The following is a 15,812-nucleotide window of genomic DNA, read 5'->3' on the forward strand; positions in this document are numbered from 1 at the left end:
CAAAGCCGCCGTCAGCGTCGTCTTACCATGGTCAACGTGACCAATGGTCCCTACGTTCACATGCGGCTTCGTACGCTCAAACTTTTCCTTGGACACGGTGCACCTCTTTCTTCAAAACTCGTTGCTCTAGGCAATTTGGTTGATCGACGCTGCCGCATCGACGACGTCACGTTACCTCAGGAGGCTTTTTGATGACCTCTTCGGCCACACTGGCCGGTGCTTCGGCGTATTCAGAGAACTGCATTACGTACGAAGCACGGCCCTGGGTCGCGGAACGCAAATCGGTGGCATAGCCGAACATTTCTTTCATCGGCACCAGCGCCCGCACAATCTTGCCGGTCGGCGATTCGTCCATACCCTGGACGATGCCGCGACGGCGATTCAGGTCACCCATGACATCACCCATGTACTCTTCCGGGGTAACCACTTCGACCTTCATCATTGGTTCGAGCAGCACCGGATTGCACTTCATGAAGCCTTCCTTGAAGGCCATGGAGCCCGCGATCTTAAATGCCATCTCGGAGGAGTCGACATCATGGTAGGAGCCGTCGTACAGCGTGACCTTAAGATCAACAACCGGGAACCCGGCCAGTACGCCGTTATCCATTTGCTCCTGAATCCCTTTATCGACTGACGGGATGTATTCCTTCGGAATCACGCCGCCAACGATCTTGTTCTCGAAGGTGTATCCTTCACCGCGCTCTTGCGGCTCCATCTTGATCCAGACGTGACCGAACTGACCACGGCCACCCGACTGCCGAACGAACTTACCTTCTTGCTCGACCGAGCTGCGAATCGTTTCGCGATAAGCAACCTGCGGCTGGCCAACATTCGCCTCGACCTTGAATTCCCGCTTCAAGCGGTCGACGATGATGTCGAGGTGAAGCTCACCCATACCGGAGATAATGGTCTGCCCGGACTCCTCATCGGTACGCACGCGGAAGGACGGATCCTCCTGGGCCAACTTACCGAGGGCAACACCCATTTTCTCCTGATCGCCTTTCGTCTTCGGCTCTACTGCCACAGCGATAACAGGCTCAGGGAATTCCATCCGCTCCAGGGTGATCTTGTGGTTAGGATCACAAATCGTATCGCCCGTGGTGACATCCTTCAGCCCTACGCCAGCGGCGATGTCGCCGGCCCGGACTTCTTTGATCTCTTCCCGCGAGTTGGCGTGCATCTGCACGACACGACCCAACCGCTCTTTTTTCCCTTTAACCGGATTGAAGACAGCGTCGCCGGAATTAACCACTCCCGAGTAAACGCGGAAGAAGGTCAGAGTACCAACAAACGGGTCGGTTGCGATCTTGAACGCGAGGGCCGCGAACGGCTCATCGTCGCTAGCACGGCGCTCCGCAACCGTCTCGGCGGCGTCGTCAAGGACACCTTGAATCGCCGGCACATCCACAGGCGAGGGCATAAACTCGATGACGCTATCGAGCATCGCTTGCACGCCTTTATTCTTGAACGCGCTGCCGCACATCGCCGGCACGATCTCGTTAGCCAACGTCCGCGCACGAAGACCCGCCTTGATCTCATCCGCCGTCAAGTCGCCCTGCTCGAGGTACTTCTCCATCAGCTCTTCGCTAGCTTCGGCGGCGGCCTCAAGCATTTGCTCACGCCACTCGTCGCAGGTCGCCTGCAGCTCAGAAGGAATATCCTTCTGCTCGTAGGTCATGCCCTGACTGTCTTCGTCCCAGTAAATCGCCTGCATGCGGATCAGATCGACCACACCCAGGAAGTCCTCTTCGGCACCGATCGGGACCTGAATAGGCACCGGCGTCGCACCAAGCCGCGTTTTAATTTGCTCGACGACCCGGAAGAAATCTGCGCCCGCGCGGTCCATTTTGTTAACAAAGGCCATACGCGGCACTTCGTACTTGTTCGCTTGCCGCCAAACCGTTTCCGATTGCGGCTCGACACCGCCTACGGCGCAGAACACAGCGACCGCACCATCGAGAACGCGCAGCGAACGCTCTACTTCAATGGTAAAGTCAACGTGTCCCGGGGTATCGATGATGTTGATACGATGCTCCGGATACTGCTTATCCATACCGGACCAGAAGCAGGTAGTTGCTGCCGAGGTAATAGTAATACCCCGCTCCTGCTCTTGCGCCATCCAGTCCATCGTCGCGGCACCGTCATGCACCTCACCGATTTTGTGAGACACACCGGTGTAGAACAGGATGCGCTCCGTTGTCGTCGTCTTGCCAGCATCGATGTGCGCCATGATGCCGAGATTCCGATAGCGCTCAATGGGTGTCTTGCGTGCCACGATCAAATACCCCGAAACAGTTTCTCTTACCAGCGATAATGCGAGAAGGCTTTGTTGGCCTCCGCCATGCGGTGCGTATCTTCACGCTTCTTCACCGCCCCGCCACGACCTTCCGCCGCGTCCTGCAGCTCACCGGCCAAGCGTAAAGCCATGGTGGTTTCGCTACGCTTTCGAGCCGCGTCCAGCACCCAACGCATTGCCAGCGTGGTACGACGCTCGGGGCGCACTTCAACAGGAACCTGATAAGTGGCGCCGCCAACTCGACGGGACTTCACCTCGACCACAGGCCGCACGTTCTCGAGCGCCGTCTCCAGCACTTCCAGCGGCTCGCCGTCTTTTTTCTCGGCGATTTGATTCAAGGCGCCATAGATGATGCGCTCAGCGACAGACTTCTTGCCGTCAAGCATCACCATATTCATAAACTTTGTAAGCATTTCACTGCCGAACTTCGGATCCGGCAGTGCTTTACGCTTGGGAACTTCTCTTCTTCTCGGCATGGCCTTTTCCCGAATTAGGTATTCACTAACGCACTCGTAAGCTAATTAGCCTTTAGGCCGCTTAGCACCATACTTCGAGCGGGCCTGCCGACGCTTATCGACACCCGCGGTATCAAGGGCGCCGCGCACGGTGTGATAACGCACACCCGGCAAATCCTTAACACGGCCACCACGAATCAGAACCACCGAGTGCTCTTGGAGGTTATGGCCTTCACCGCCGATGTAGGACGTGACCTCGTAGCCATTGGTCAGCCGCACACGCGCTACCTTACGAAGGGCCGAGTTCGGCTTCTTCGGGGTTGTGGTGTACACACGGGTACAAACACCGCGTTTCTGCGGGCTGGCCTCTAGCGCGGGTACGTTGCTCTTTTCCAATTTCCGAGCACGGCCTTTGCGGACCAGCTGGTTGATCGTAGCCATACAGACGCTCACTCCAAGCTGAAAACGAACGACAGGCCGGTCCCCCGGCCTGTCGAAGGTGCGCAATTGTAGATAGACACTCTAGACGTGTCAACCAAGGGGCTGAAACTAGCCAATTTATTTCGGTTGACCCGCCAGATTCCCTTTTTGGGCAGGGCGGAAATGCTGCCGGCGCGTTAAAACAACCGGTCGGCACCTCCCCCGTCCCTTAACATCGCCCTCTGGGCCGCTCTGCGGCGCTCAGAGGACGATTATTCGTCGCTACCAGGCGTTGCCGCCTCTTCCGAAGAACTCGGCGTATCGGAGCCCCCGGCCGCCACTGACGCAGCCAACGGCGCCTCCGCCACTTCTGTCGGCTCCTTGCGAGTCCGTCGCCGCTCCTCGTGGTACGCATAACCGGTACCAGCCGGGATCAGTCGACCGACGATGACGTTCTCTTTCAGGCCACGCAATTCGTCGCGCATACCCTTGGTTGCTGCCTCTGTAAGCACCCGGGTAGTTTCCTGGAAAGAGGCCGCAGAAATAAACGACTCCGTAGCCAAAGACGCTTTCGTGATACCGAGCAACACCGGCTCGTATATCGCCAGCTCTTTATCCTGTGCCAGGGCCACTTCGTTCTCCTCGAGAACCTTAGCCCTGTCGACCTGCTCACCCTTGATCAGGCGCGTATCGCCCGCGTCTTTAATCTCGACCTTACGCAACATCTGCCGGTTAATAACCTCGATGTGCTTGTCGTTGATCTTCACGCCCTGCAAGCGATAGACATCCTGAATCTCCTTGACCAGGTAACCGGCGAGCGCCGAGACGCCAAGCAGACGGAGGATGTCATGCGGATTGGGTTCGCCGTCGCAGATAACTTCTCCCTTTTCGACGTGCTCGCCCTCGAAGACGGTGACATGGCGCCATTTAGGAATCAGCTCTTCGTACGGGTCGCCTTCTTTAGGCGTAATTACTAAGCGCTGCTTACCTTTGGTGTCCTTACCGAACCCGACCGTTCCGGAAATTTCCGCAAGAATCGCCGGCTCTTTCGGCTTCCGGGCTTCAAACAAGTCGGCAACCCGGGGCAGACCGCCGGTGATATCGCGAGTCTTGGAAGACTCCTGCGGAATACGGGCAACCACGTCGCCCACATCCACTTCCGCATTATCCAGCACGCCGACGATCGCACCGGCAGGAAGGAAGTAATGCGCCGGGATATCGGTGCCGGCAATACACAAGTCGCTGCCGTCTTCGGCGACCAAACGAACCATCGGTCGCAGGTCTTTGTAGGCAACACGCTCTTCGATCTGCTTGCCGTCCTGTGTCGTGACGGTGCGCCGAATCTCGCCAGCCCCGCGGGTCTTCGGATCGGTGATAACCATAGAGGTCAAACCGGTCATCTCGTCGACTTGCCGCTGGACGGTAACGCCCTCGACGAAGTCGGAGAACTTCAGACGGCCCTTCACCTCAGTGATAATCGGGTGGGTATGCGGATCCCAGGTGGCGACGATCTCGCCGGCACCGACAGCCGCACCTTCCTCTACCGTAATCGTTGCGCCATAAGGGATCTTATAACGCTCACGCTCACGCCCGTGGTCGTCCATGACGGTCAGCTCGCCAGAACGAGAGACCGCAACCAGGTTGCCGCTGGCGTGCTTCACGACTTTCATGTTGTGAAGCCGAACCGTGCCGGCCGCCTTGATTTGAACGTTGCTGATGGACACGGCACGGGATGCGGCACCACCAATGTGGAAGGTCCGCATGGTCAACTGGGTACCGGGCTCACCGATGGATTGCGCCGCGATAACGCCGACCGCCTCGCCGATGTTGACCAAATGCCCCCGCGCCAAATCGCGGCCATAGCACATGGAGCAAACACCGTGGCGCGTCTCGCAGGTGATCGCCGAGCGAACCCAGACCTCGTCGATACCCATCTGTTCGAGGTTATCAACCCAGTCCTCGTCCAACAGGGTACCTGCGGGAACCGCAGTTTCCCGACTACCCGGTTTCAGCACGTCGCGCGCAACGACACGGCCGAGCACACGCTCCCGAAGCGGCTCGACTACGTCCCCACCTTCGATCAGCGGGGTCATTAACAAGCCTTCCCGTGTGCCGCAATCGCGCTCAACGACTACCAGATCCTGCGACACGTCAACCAAACGCCGGGTCAGATAACCGGAGTTGGCGGTCTTCAATGCAGTGTCAGCAAGACCCTTACGAGCACCGTGAGTGGAGATAAAGTACTGGAGTACGTTCAAACCCTCGCGGAAGTTCGCGGTAATCGGCGTCTCGATGATCGAACCGTCTGGCTTCGCCATCAGGCCGCGCATCCCGGCCAACTGCCGGATCTGCGCGGCGGAACCACGCGCCCCCGAGTCGGCCATCATAAAGATCGAGTTAAAGGATTTCTGCTCGGTTTCATTGCCATCAACGTCAACGGCCTTCTCTTTGCCGAGCTTGTCCATCATAGCCTTGGAGACTTGATCGTTGGTGTGCGACCAAATATCCACCACTTTGTTGTAGCGCTCGCCGTTGGTGACCAAGCCGGAGGCGTACTGATCCTCGATATCCTTAACTTCGGCCTCGGCCCGAGCGAGAATCTCTTCCTTCTCGTCTGGGACGACCATGTCGTTAACCCCGATCGAAACAGCCGCCCGGGTGGACAAGCGAAAGCCGGTGTACATCAACTGGTCGGCGAAGATGACGGTTTCTTTCAAACCAACCCGACGGTAGCAGGCGTTGATCAAGCCGGAGATCGCTTTTTGGTCATATCGCGATTAACCAACTCGAACGGCAGGCCGTCAGGTACGATGTCGTACAGCAACGCTCGACCGGCGGTGGTTGTCACCCGCCGGAACTGCACAACCATCTCGCCTTCGTCGTTGTACGCTGCCTCGCGCAGGCGAACTTCGATCTGCGCCTGCAGATCGAGCTGCTTGCTTTCGTAGGCGCGATGCACTTCCTCAATGTCGGAGAAACGCATCCCCGCGCCTTTAGCCCCAACCGCTCGCGGTCGATGTAATAGAGGCCCAAGACAACGTCCTGCGACGGAACAATAATCGGCTCGCCACTCGCGGGCGACAGGATGTTGTTCGTCGACATCATCAAAGCACGCGCTTCGAGCTGTGCTTCGAGCGATAACGGTACATGCACCGCCATCTGGTCGCCGTCGAAGTCGGCGTTGAACGCGGTACAAACGAGCGGGTGCAGCTGAATAGCTTTACCTTCGATCAGCACCGGCTCAAAGGCCTGAATACCCAAACGGTGCAAGGTCGGTGCGCGGTTAAGCAGCACCGGGTGCTCGCGGATCACCTCTTCGAGGATATCCCACACCTCGGCGCTCTCGCGCTCGACCATTTTCTTGGCTGCTTTAATGGTGGTCGCCAAACCGCGCAATTGCAGCTTGGAGAAAATGAACGGTTTGAACAGCTCGAGCGCCATGCGCTTGGGCAGACCGCATTGATGCAGTTTCAACGTGGGACCGACCACGATTACCGAACGACCGGAATAATCGACACGCTTACCGAGTAGATTCTGCCGGAAGCGCCCCTGCTTACCCTTGATCATGTCCGCCAAGGACTTCAACGGCCGCTTGTTCGTTCCGGTAATAGCGCGACCGCGACGGCCGTTGTCTAACAGTGCGTCGACGGACTCCTGCAACATCCGTTTTTCGTTACGGACGATAATGTCCGGCGCGGCAAGTTCCAGCAGCCGTTTCAGGCGGTTGTTCCGATTGATGACGCGGCGATACAGATCGTTAAGATCGGAAGTCGCGAAACGACCGCCATCCAGCGGGACCAACGGGCGCAGGTCCGGCGGCAACACAGGCAATACCGTGAGGATCATCCACTCGGGTTTATTGCCCGACTCAAGGAACGACTCGATCAGCTTCAGCCGCTTGGACAGCCGCTTGATCTTGGTTTCCGAATTAGTCGCGCCGACCTCTTCGCGCAACGTGCGCGCTTCGTCCTCGAGATCAACGCTAATGAGCAATTCGAAAACAGCTTCGGCACCCATGCGCGCGTCGAACTCGTCGCCGTACTGCTCCACGGCATCGAGATATTGCTCATCGGTCAGCAACTGCCCCCGTTCCATCGGGGTCATGCCGGGATCGATCACCACAAAAGCTTCGAAGTACAAGATCCGCTCGATATCGCGCAGCGTCATATCGAGCAATAAGCCGATCCGGCTCGGCAGCGATTTCAGAAACCAAATATGGGCTACCGGGCTGGCAAGATCGATATGCCCCATCCGCTCGCGACGCACTTTTGCCAGCGTCACCTCGACACCGCATTTTTCGCAGACGACGCCGCGGTGCTTAAGCCTCTTGTACTTCCCGCACAGACATTCATAGTCCTTCACCGGGCCGAAAATCTTGGCACAAAAGAGCCCGTCGCGCTCCGGTTTAAAAGTACGGTAGTTGATCGTTTCCGGTTTCTTAACCTCACCATACGACCAGGACCGAATCATCTCCGGCGACGCCAGACCGATACGGATGGCGTCGAAATCGTCAAGCTGCGCTCCCGGCTGCTTGAACAGATTAAGTAGGTCTCTCATATCCGCTGCCCGTCCAACTTTGTTGGGTAAATCATATAACCGCTAAGTAATGCCGATACCTGATCAGTCCTGCTCAAGCTCAATGTTGATACCGAGCGATCGAATTTCCTTGACCAGGACGTTGAAGGACTCGGGCATGCCGGCCTTCATCTGGTGATTGCCGTCGACGATGTTTTTGTACATCTGCGTCCGACCAACCACATCGTCCGACTTCACGGTCAGCATTTCCTGCAGCGTGTAGGAAGCGCCGTACGCTTCCAGCGCCCAAACCTCCATCTCGCCGAACCGCTGGCCGCCGAACTGCGCTTTACCACCCAGCGGCTGCTGGGTAACCAAGCTGTACGGGCCGGTAGAACGGGCGTGAACTTTGTCGTCCACCAGGTGGTTGAGCTTAAGCATGTACATGTAACCGATCGTTACCGGACGATCGAATGCATCGCCGGTACGGCCGTCATACAGCGTGGTCTGTCCGGTATCGGACAAGTCCGCCAGCGCCAACATGCGTTTGATCTCTGCCTCGTCCGCACCGTCGAATACCGGCGTGGCCATAGGTACGCCGCCACGGAGGTTGTTTACCAAGGCAACAACTTCCTCGTCGCTCAACGAATCGAGATCTTCCTTGGTACCGCTGGCGTTGTAGATCTCGGCTAGGAAGCCCCGCAGGTCTTGCATAGCGGCTTTAGCTTCCAACATCCGGCCAAGCTTACGGCCCAGGCCTTTGGCAGCCCAGCCCAAGTGCGTTTCGAGGACTTGGCCGATATTCATACGAGACGGCACACCCAACGGGTTCAGGACGATATCGACCGGTTCGCCGTCTTCGGTGAACGGCATATCTTCCTCCGGCACGATCATGGAGATCACACCTTTGTTACCGTGACGGCCGGCCATCTTATCGCCTGGCTGAATCCGCCGCTTAACGGCCAGATAGACCTTGACCATTTTCAGCACGCCGGGTGCCAAGTCGTCGCCCGCAGTGATCTTGGCCTTCTTCTCTTCGTAACGACGGTCAAACGCTTCCCGTTGCGCCTTAAGCTGAGCTTGCACGCGCTCGAGTTGAGCGTTGATCTCATCGTCATGCATCCGGATCTCGAACCAACGGTCGCGCGGCAACTCGCTCAGATAGTCCTGAGTCACCTCACTACCTGCCTTAAGCCTAGGTCCACCGTCTGCAATCTGACCGACCAGCATCCGCTCCAAACGGGCATACGCATCGTCTTCGAAGATCCGGTATTGATCGTTCAGGTCTTTACGAACGCTAACCAGCTGATCCCGTTCGATGGACAAGGCACGTTCGTCCTTCTCCACCCCGTCACGGGTGAACACCTGCACGTCGATGACGGTGCCGTCCATGCCGGAAGGTACCCGCAGCGAGGTATCTTTCACATCCGACGCTTTTTCACCGAAGATGGCACGCAGCAGCTTCTCTTCGGGCGTCAACTGGGTTTCGCCTTTCGGGGTGACCTTGCCGACTAAAATGTCGCCTGTCTTCACCTCTGCCCCGATATACACAATGCCGGACTCATCGAGTTTAGACAGCGCACCTTCGCCGACGTTCGGGATATCCGCGGTGATCTCTTCCGGACCCAATTTCGTATCGCGCGCAACACAGGTCAGTTCTTCAATGTGGATCGTGGTGTAGCGATCCTCCTTAACCACGCGCTCGGAGATTAGAATCGAGTCCTCGAAGTTGTAACCGTTCCACGGCATAAAGGCGACGAGCATATTCTGACCAAGCGCCAGCTCGCCCATGTCCGTGCTCGGCCCATCGGCCAACGCGTCACCGCGTGCAATCACATCGCCCGGCTTAACCAGTGGCTTCTGATTCTGGCAAGTATTCTGATTAGAACGGGTGTACTTGGTGAGATTATAGATATCAACACCTGGCTCGCCCGGCTCCGCCTCGTCATCGTTGACACGCACGACGATACGCGCTGCATCGACTTGATCGACAACGCCCCCCGGTCCGCCACAACCGTAACGCCGGAGTCGATCGCGACCGTGCGCTCCATGCCGGTGCCTACCAACGGCTTCTCTGCACGCAGTGTCGGCACAGCCTGACGTTGCATGTTAGAACCCATCAGCGCGCGGTTAGCATCGTCGTGCTCAAGGAACGGAACCAACGACGCCGCTACGGATACGGTTTGCTTCGGCGACACATCCATGTATTGGATCTTGTCGGCCGTTGCCATACCGAATTCGTTTTGGTGACGAACGGAGATAAGGTCGTCGACCAAGCGCCCTTCCTCGTCAAGATGCGCGTTGGCCTGTGCGATGACGTAACGCGCCTCTTCGATGGCCGATAAGTAATCAACCTCGTTTGTCACCTTGCCGTCGACGACTCGCCGGTATGGCGTTTCAAGGAAACCGTAACGGTTTGTCCGCGCATAGACCGCCAACGAATTGATCAAGCCGATGTTCGGCCCTTCAGGCGTTTCAATCGGGCAGACGCGACCGTAGTGAGTCGGGTGAACGTCACGCACTTCGAACCCGGCCCGCTCACGCGTCAAGCCACCTGGGCCAAGCGCGGAGATACGCCGCTTATGCGTTACTTCGGACAGCGGGTTGTTTTGGTCCATGAACTGAGACAGCTGACTGGAGCCAAAGAACTCTTTGATCGCCGCGGCAACCGGCTTGGCGTTAATCAGCTCTTGTGGCATCAGACCTTCGCTTTCGGCCAAAGTCAGACGCTCTCGAACCGCCCGCTCGACACGCACAAGACCGACCCGGAAGACGTTTTCCGCCATTTCTCCGACACTGCGAATACGGCGATTACCCAGGTGATCGATGTCGTCTACCGTACCCTTACCGTTACGGATGTTAATCAGCTCTTTCAGCACGTCGATGATATCGTCGTTGCTGAGCGTTCCCGAACCCGTTACCTCTTCGCGACCAACGCGAAGATTAAACTTCATCCGCCCAACCGGCGAGAGATCGTACCGCTCATCGGTAAAGAACAGGTTCTGGAATAGGTTTTCCGCGGCATCCTTGGTCGGCGGCTCGCCCGGACGCATCATGCGATAGATCTCAACCAATGCTTCTAACTGGCTCTTGGTCGGGTCGATACGCAGGGTATTGGAAATATAGGGGCCGTGGTCCAAGTCGTTGACATACAGGGTATCGATTTTATCGATACCCGCATCGCGAACAGCCTGTACCATTTCATCGGTCAGTTCGGCATTCGCTTCTGCGATCAACTCGCCCGTTTTGGTGTCGACCAAGTCGTGCGCAACGATCTTGCCGTTCAAGTACTCGTCCGGCACTTCCAACGCCGTCACGCCGGCTTTATCAAGTTCCCGAATGTGGCGCGCGGTCACGCGACGTCCGGTCTCCACCAACACTTGGTCGCCGATCTTGATGTCGAAGGTTGCGGTCTCGCCCCGCAGACGCTCGGGCACCAAGTCCAGAATGACTTTGTTACCTTCGAAGCGGAAGGTGTTCATCTCGAAAAACATTTCGAGAATCTCCTGCGGCTCGTAACCGAGTGCACGCAGGAGGATGGTCGCCGGCAATTTACGGCGCCGGTCGATACGGACGAAAACGCTGTCCTTCGGATCGAATTCGAAATCCAGCCACGAGCCGCGATAGGGGATCACGCGCGCGGAGAACAGCAGCTTGCCCGAGGAGTGGGTTTTACCCTTGTCGTGATCGAAAAATACGCCAGGCGAACGGTGGAGCTGCGAGACAATAACGCGCTCGGTACCGTTAATCACAAAGGTACCGTTGCGGGTCATCAAGGGCAGTTCGCCCATGTAGACTTCCTGCTCCTTAATGTCTTTCACCGTCTGCGCAGCATCCTTCTCACGCAGGATCAAACGCACCAACACCCGTAACGGGGCAGCGTAAGTCAGTCCGCGAAGCTGGCACTCCTTAACGTCGAAGCCTGGCTCACCAATGCGGTAGCTAACATACTCAAGGCTTGCGTTGCCGGAGTAGCTGGAGATCGGGAAGACAGACTTGAAGGCCGCATGCAAGCCCCGATCATCACGACTGCCGGCCTCTCGCTCCTCTTGCAGAAAATCGCGATAGGACTCGAGCTGGGTCGCGAGAAGATAAGGGACTTCGAGGATTTTCGGCAGCTTGCCAAAGTCCTTGCGAATGCGCTTCTTTTCGGTGAACGAATAGGCCATCGAGGTTCCTCACCAGATCTAGTTCCGAGTGCAGAGTTCCGAGCTCAGCACGTGTGTTGTGGTGTCAACACATCGTAAAAAACCCGCAAGTCTGAACTTCCCACAAACGGGAAAAGGCCGGTGGCGTAATACGCCACCAGCCATCAAGCAACAGGCGTTGCCTCTGTCGTGACAAGTCTTACTTGACCTCGACGGTGGCACCAGCCTCTTCAAGCTTGGCCTTAACTTCTTCGGCCTCTTCCTTGGAAGCGCCTTCTTTGATCGGAGCCGGAGCGCCTTCGACCAATTCTTTCGCTTCTTTCAGACCCAGGCCGGTCACGCCGCGAACAGCTTTAATGACGTTAACCTTATTGGAGCCAAAGCTCGCCAGAATAACGTCAAACTCAGTTTTCTCTTCGGCAGCGCCGCCAGCTTCACCACCGGCAGCAGCAGCGGGAGCCGCAGCAACAGCGGCAGCAGCCGTTACGCCAAACTTCTCTTCCATGGCGCTGATGAGGTCAACAACCTCCATCACCGTCATGTTGGAAATTGCTTCAAGAATATCGTCTTTGGAAACGGCCATCGTCGTATCTCCTAAAATTGACGCGAGATTTCCACGCCCTTATTGGGCAACAAAACAGAGCGACAGACAGGAACTTACTGCTTAGCGTCCTTAACTGCGGCCACCGTCCGTACCAGTTTGCTCGGCACCTCGTTGAGGGTGGTAACAAACTTCTGGACCGGAGCGCGCATGGTCGCCATCAGGATGCTCAAGGCTTCGTCGCGGGTCGGCAAGCTCGCAAGGCGGTCAAGGTCGGTCGCTGGCAGCACTTGGCCACCGATGGAGACCATCTTCACGACCAGATTTTTGTTCTCTTTCGAGAATTCCTTGATAACCCGTGCAGCAGAACCCGGATCCTCCTGCGAGAAAGCGAGAAGCAACGGCCCCACAAAGCTTTCTTTCATGCATTCGAAATCCGTACCTTCTACGGCACGACGAGCCAGGGTATTTTTCACTACCCGCAGGTAGACCCCTTTCTCCCGAGCCACGACGCGCAAGTTATCCATCTCGCCAGCAGTCAGCCCGCGATACTCCGCAGCAACTACGGAATGAGCTTCCTGGGCGACAGCGGAGACTTCCTGCACCATCGCTTTCTTTTGTTCCAGACTAAGTCCCATTTTCTAAACCTCCTGGAACCTTCGTTGGACCGACGACAAAGCGAAAACGCGCCTTATCGCCTGAGTGACGACACACCTGTGTCGCCCGCCCCACCCGGGGCCTCAACGGTCGCCACATGCAGGAAATCCTGTCTGGGCTGTACCGTCTGCGCTGGCGGTCGGATTCACCTTCCTTTCAGCACTAAGTGCACCTAGCGGTCTCTGACGGCTGCCGCGTCATCCGAGACAGCCTCAAGACTCTGTTTACACGCCGCCAAGGCGGCGTGTGCCCTTATAGACCCAACGAGCTCAGGTCTACAGCCAAACCCGGGCCCATAGTCGAAGACACCGTCACCTTCTTCAGGTAGATGCCTTTCGCAGCCGCAGGCTTGATTTTGTTCAGATCGCTCACCAATGCCTGCAAGTTTTCGATCAGCGCGTTCACGTCGAAATCGACCTTGCCGATGCTAGCGTGGATCAAACCGCCTTTGTCGGTACGGTACCGAACCTGACCTGCCTTCGCGTTGCGAACAGCGGCCGCAACGTCGGTCGCAACCGTGCCGACTTTCGGGTTAGGCATCAAACCGCGAGGGCCAAGAACCGGACCCAAGCGTCCAACCACACCCATCGCATCAGGGCTTGCAATAACGACGTCGAAATTCAAATCGCCGCCTTTCATGGTTTCGGCAAGATCTTCGAAACCGACTGCATCGGCACCCGCTTCTTTAGCGGCTTCAGCATTATCGCCCTGCGCAAACACAGCGACCCGTACCGTCTTACCGGTACCGTTGGGCAGTACGGTGGAGCCACGGACGACCTGATCCGATTTTCGCGGATCGACGCCAAGATTGACGCTTACGTCGATGGACTCGGAGAACTTGACCGAGGACAGCTCTTTTAGAAGCGACAACGCCTCGTCTACCGGATACTGTTTAGCCCGATCAATTTTGGCCCGAATGGCCTGTTTCCGTTTAGTCAGCTTTGCCATGGCTTACAGACCCTCCACGTTCAGGCCCATGCTACGTGCAGTACCCGCGATGGAGCGCACAGCCGAATCGAGATCGGCAGCATTCAAGTCAGGCATTTTGGTCTTTGCGATCTCTTCCAGCTGCTCGCGCGTCACCGTACCCACCTTTTCGGTATTTGGCCGGCCGCTGCCAGACTTAATACCGACAGCCTTCTTGAGAAGAACGGCCGCGGGAGGGGTCTTGGTGACAAAGGTAAAGCTGCGATCGTTATATACGGTAATAACGGTCGGGATCGGCAGACCGGACTCAATCTCTTGGGTCTGAGCGTTAAACGCTTTGCAGAACTCCATGATATTGACGCCGTGCTGACCCAACGCCGGGCCAACCGGCGGACTGGGCTTGGCCTGACCGGCCGGAACCTGCAGCTTGATATAGGACTGCACTTTCTTAGCCATGATAGACTCCTTAGTGGGTGCAAACGCCTTCCGGCTCCCCTTGGATCAACCTAGCCGCTGCAAAAACAGTGACTTCGGGACGATCACGCCGCCGTTACGGCGGCGCTTGCAAATTCGATATCTAAACTATGAACCTGAGATAACGAAAGAGTTCCTTACTGACGAAAGGGCTTAACCTTTTTCCACCTGGCCAAACTCAAGCTCAACCGGCGTGGAGCGGCCAAAGATCAGAACGGCTACGCGCAAACGGCTCTTTTCGTAGTTGACTTCTTCGACAACACCGTTGAAGTCCGTAAAAGGCCCTTCGGTTACACGCACCACTTCGCCAACTTCAAATAGAACTTTCGGCCTCGGCTTCTCCGCACCTTCCCGAACGCGGTTGAGGATAGCATCCGCTTCGCGCTCACTAATCGGTGCCGGGCGGTCGCTCGAACCGCCGATAAAGCCCATCACCCGGGGAACTTCGCGAACCAAATGCCATGTCGCGTCGTTCATTTCCATCTGAACCAGCACGTAGCCAGGAAAGAACTTCCGCTCGCTGCGGCGCTTTTGCCCTTCCCGGATCTCGACAACCTCTTCCGTCGGAACCAAGATCTCGCCGAACTGGCTTTCCATACCAGCTCGTTTCACCCGTTCTTGGAGAGAGCGCTTCACCTGATTCTCAAAGCCCGAATAGGCATGAACAACATACCAGCGCTTTGCCATATCCCTATCCACCTCCGAGACGCATCAACGCGCCGACGCCCCAGCGCAGCAGTATGTCAAGCAGCCATAGAAAAACCGCAACCAACATAACCATGACGAGCACGATTAGCGTGGTTTGAGTGGTTTCCTGCTTGGTCGGCCAAACAACCCGTCGCAGCTCGTTGCGCGACTCCCGGAAAAAGCCCCAAATAGAGCGCCCGAGCTCAGTAGTCATCACAATCGCAACAGCAACTGCAACGAATGCCAACAGACCTAGAACGCGGAACAGCAGGAGCTCGTCGGCATAGTAGTAGAAGCCGACCGTGCCTGCGACCACAATCGCCAAGGCTAACAGCAGCTTAGGCGTATCTAGGGGCGATTTTTGTGCGACTGGTTTGGAATTCATGCGATCAGGGTGCGCAATCCCGAAATATCGACGGTGACGAGCATTACACCCGTCACCGCCATTGAATGGCAGGCCAGGAGGGACTCGAACCCCCAACCTGCGGTTTTGGAGACCGCTGCTCTGCCAATTGAGCTACTGGCCTAAACTTGTTTTCGGGGCGAACAGTGTATCGGATTTCTCACCCCATACACCAGCCGCCCCGACAGACGCCGCTTACTCGATAATCTTGGAAACGACGCCGGCGCCGACGGTACGGCCGCCTTCACGAATCGCGAAGCGCAAGCCGTCTTCCATCGCGATCGGCGCA

General features: G+C 57.0%; 11 protein-coding genes, 1 tRNA gene and 2 pseudogenes. All 14 read right to left on the reverse strand.

Annotation, left to right across the window (positions count from 1 at the left end; all coding sequences use genetic code 11):
* Nucleotides 1-96: GTP-binding protein (locus CAI21_RS21650; RefSeq protein WP_220348929.1), on the reverse strand; the 96-nt coding region annotated here is incomplete at its 3' end.
* A gap of 70 nt (nt 97-166) precedes the next feature.
* A complete protein-coding gene (gene fusA / locus CAI21_RS21655) occupies nt 167-2,275 on the reverse strand; it encodes an elongation factor G (protein WP_116304214.1) in 2,109 nt (702 codons plus the stop codon).
* Nucleotides 2,276-2,301: 26 nt separating this feature from the next.
* Nucleotides 2,302-2,772 carry a 30S ribosomal protein S7 gene (gene rpsG / locus CAI21_RS21660; protein WP_116304206.1) on the reverse strand — a complete coding sequence of 157 codons (471 nt, stop codon included), beginning with the start codon at nt 2,770-2,772 and terminating at the stop codon, nt 2,302-2,304.
* A 45-nt stretch (nt 2,773-2,817) separates the two neighbouring features.
* Nucleotides 2,818-3,192: a 30S ribosomal protein S12 gene (gene rpsL, locus CAI21_RS21665; protein WP_116304207.1), complete on the reverse strand. Its 375-nt coding sequence runs from the start codon at nt 3,190-3,192 to the stop codon at nt 2,818-2,820.
* 251 nt (nt 3,193-3,443) lie between these two features.
* Nucleotides 3,444-7,728 (reverse strand): annotated as a pseudogene (gene rpoC / locus CAI21_RS21670) (DNA-directed RNA polymerase subunit beta').
* Nucleotides 7,729-7,791: 63 nt separating this feature from the next.
* Nucleotides 7,792-11,855, reverse strand: a pseudogene (gene rpoB / locus CAI21_RS21675) (DNA-directed RNA polymerase subunit beta).
* Nucleotides 11,856-12,033: 178 nt separating this feature from the next.
* On the reverse strand, nt 12,034-12,417 hold the full coding sequence (gene rplL, locus CAI21_RS21680; RefSeq protein ID WP_116304208.1) for a 50S ribosomal protein L7/L12: 384 nt from the start codon (nt 12,415-12,417) through the stop codon (nt 12,034-12,036).
* A gap of 74 nt (nt 12,418-12,491) precedes the next feature.
* Entirely contained in the window at nt 12,492-13,013 is a 522-nt protein-coding gene (rplJ, locus tag CAI21_RS21685; protein ID WP_116304209.1) for a 50S ribosomal protein L10, read from the reverse strand.
* 271 nt (nt 13,014-13,284) lie between these two features.
* Nucleotides 13,285-13,980, reverse strand: coding sequence for a 50S ribosomal protein L1 (gene rplA, locus CAI21_RS21690; RefSeq protein WP_116304210.1), 696 nt, complete (start codon nt 13,978-13,980; stop codon nt 13,285-13,287).
* A gap of 3 nt (nt 13,981-13,983) precedes the next feature.
* Nucleotides 13,984-14,415, reverse strand: a complete 432-nt coding sequence (rplK, locus tag CAI21_RS21695; RefSeq protein WP_116304211.1) for a 50S ribosomal protein L11 — start codon at nt 14,413-14,415, stop codon at nt 13,984-13,986.
* A 171-nt stretch (nt 14,416-14,586) separates the two neighbouring features.
* Nucleotides 14,587-15,120: a transcription termination/antitermination protein NusG gene (nusG, locus tag CAI21_RS21700; RefSeq protein WP_116304212.1), complete on the reverse strand. Its 534-nt coding sequence runs from the start codon at nt 15,118-15,120 to the stop codon at nt 14,587-14,589.
* 4 nt (nt 15,121-15,124) lie between these two features.
* Entirely contained in the window at nt 15,125-15,505 is a 381-nt protein-coding gene (secE, locus tag CAI21_RS21705; RefSeq protein WP_116304213.1) for a preprotein translocase subunit SecE, read from the reverse strand.
* Nucleotides 15,506-15,571: 66 nt separating this feature from the next.
* A tRNA-Trp gene (locus CAI21_RS21710) sits at nt 15,572-15,647 on the reverse strand.
* Nucleotides 15,648-15,718: 71 nt separating this feature from the next.
* Nucleotides 15,719-15,812 (reverse strand): EF-Tu C-terminal domain-related protein (locus tag CAI21_RS21715; RefSeq protein WP_207545791.1); only part of this gene is annotated, 94 nt, incomplete at its 5' end.

Origin of the sequence: Alkalilimnicola ehrlichii (genome assembly GCF_003399765.1) — a bacterium.
GTDB lineage: Bacteria > Pseudomonadota > Gammaproteobacteria > Nitrococcales > AK92 > AK92.

Excerpts from the sequence above, each read along its gene's own strand:
- secE (WP_116304213.1), bottom strand. The coding sequence starts at position 15,505 with ATGAATTCCAAACCAGTCGCACAAAAATCGCCCCTAGATACGCCTAAG.
- rpsL (WP_116304207.1), bottom strand. The coding sequence starts at position 3,192 with ATGGCTACGATCAACCAGCTGGTCCGCAAAGGCCGTGCTCGGAAATTG.
- rplK (WP_116304211.1), bottom strand. The coding sequence starts at position 14,415 with ATGGCTAAGAAAGTGCAGTCCTATATCAAGCTGCAGGTTCCGGCCGGT.
- rplL (WP_116304208.1), bottom strand. The coding sequence starts at position 12,417 with ATGGCCGTTTCCAAAGACGATATTCTTGAAGCAATTTCCAACATGACG.
- rpsG (WP_116304206.1), bottom strand. The coding sequence starts at position 2,772 with ATGCCGAGAAGAAGAGAAGTTCCCAAGCGTAAAGCACTGCCGGATCCG.
- nusG (WP_116304212.1), bottom strand. The coding sequence starts at position 15,120 with ATGGCAAAGCGCTGGTATGTTGTTCATGCCTATTCGGGCTTTGAGAAT.
- rplA (WP_116304210.1), bottom strand. The coding sequence starts at position 13,980 with ATGGCAAAGCTGACTAAACGGAAACAGGCCATTCGGGCCAAAATTGAT.
- rplJ (WP_116304209.1), bottom strand. The coding sequence starts at position 13,013 with ATGGGACTTAGTCTGGAACAAAAGAAAGCGATGGTGCAGGAAGTCTCC.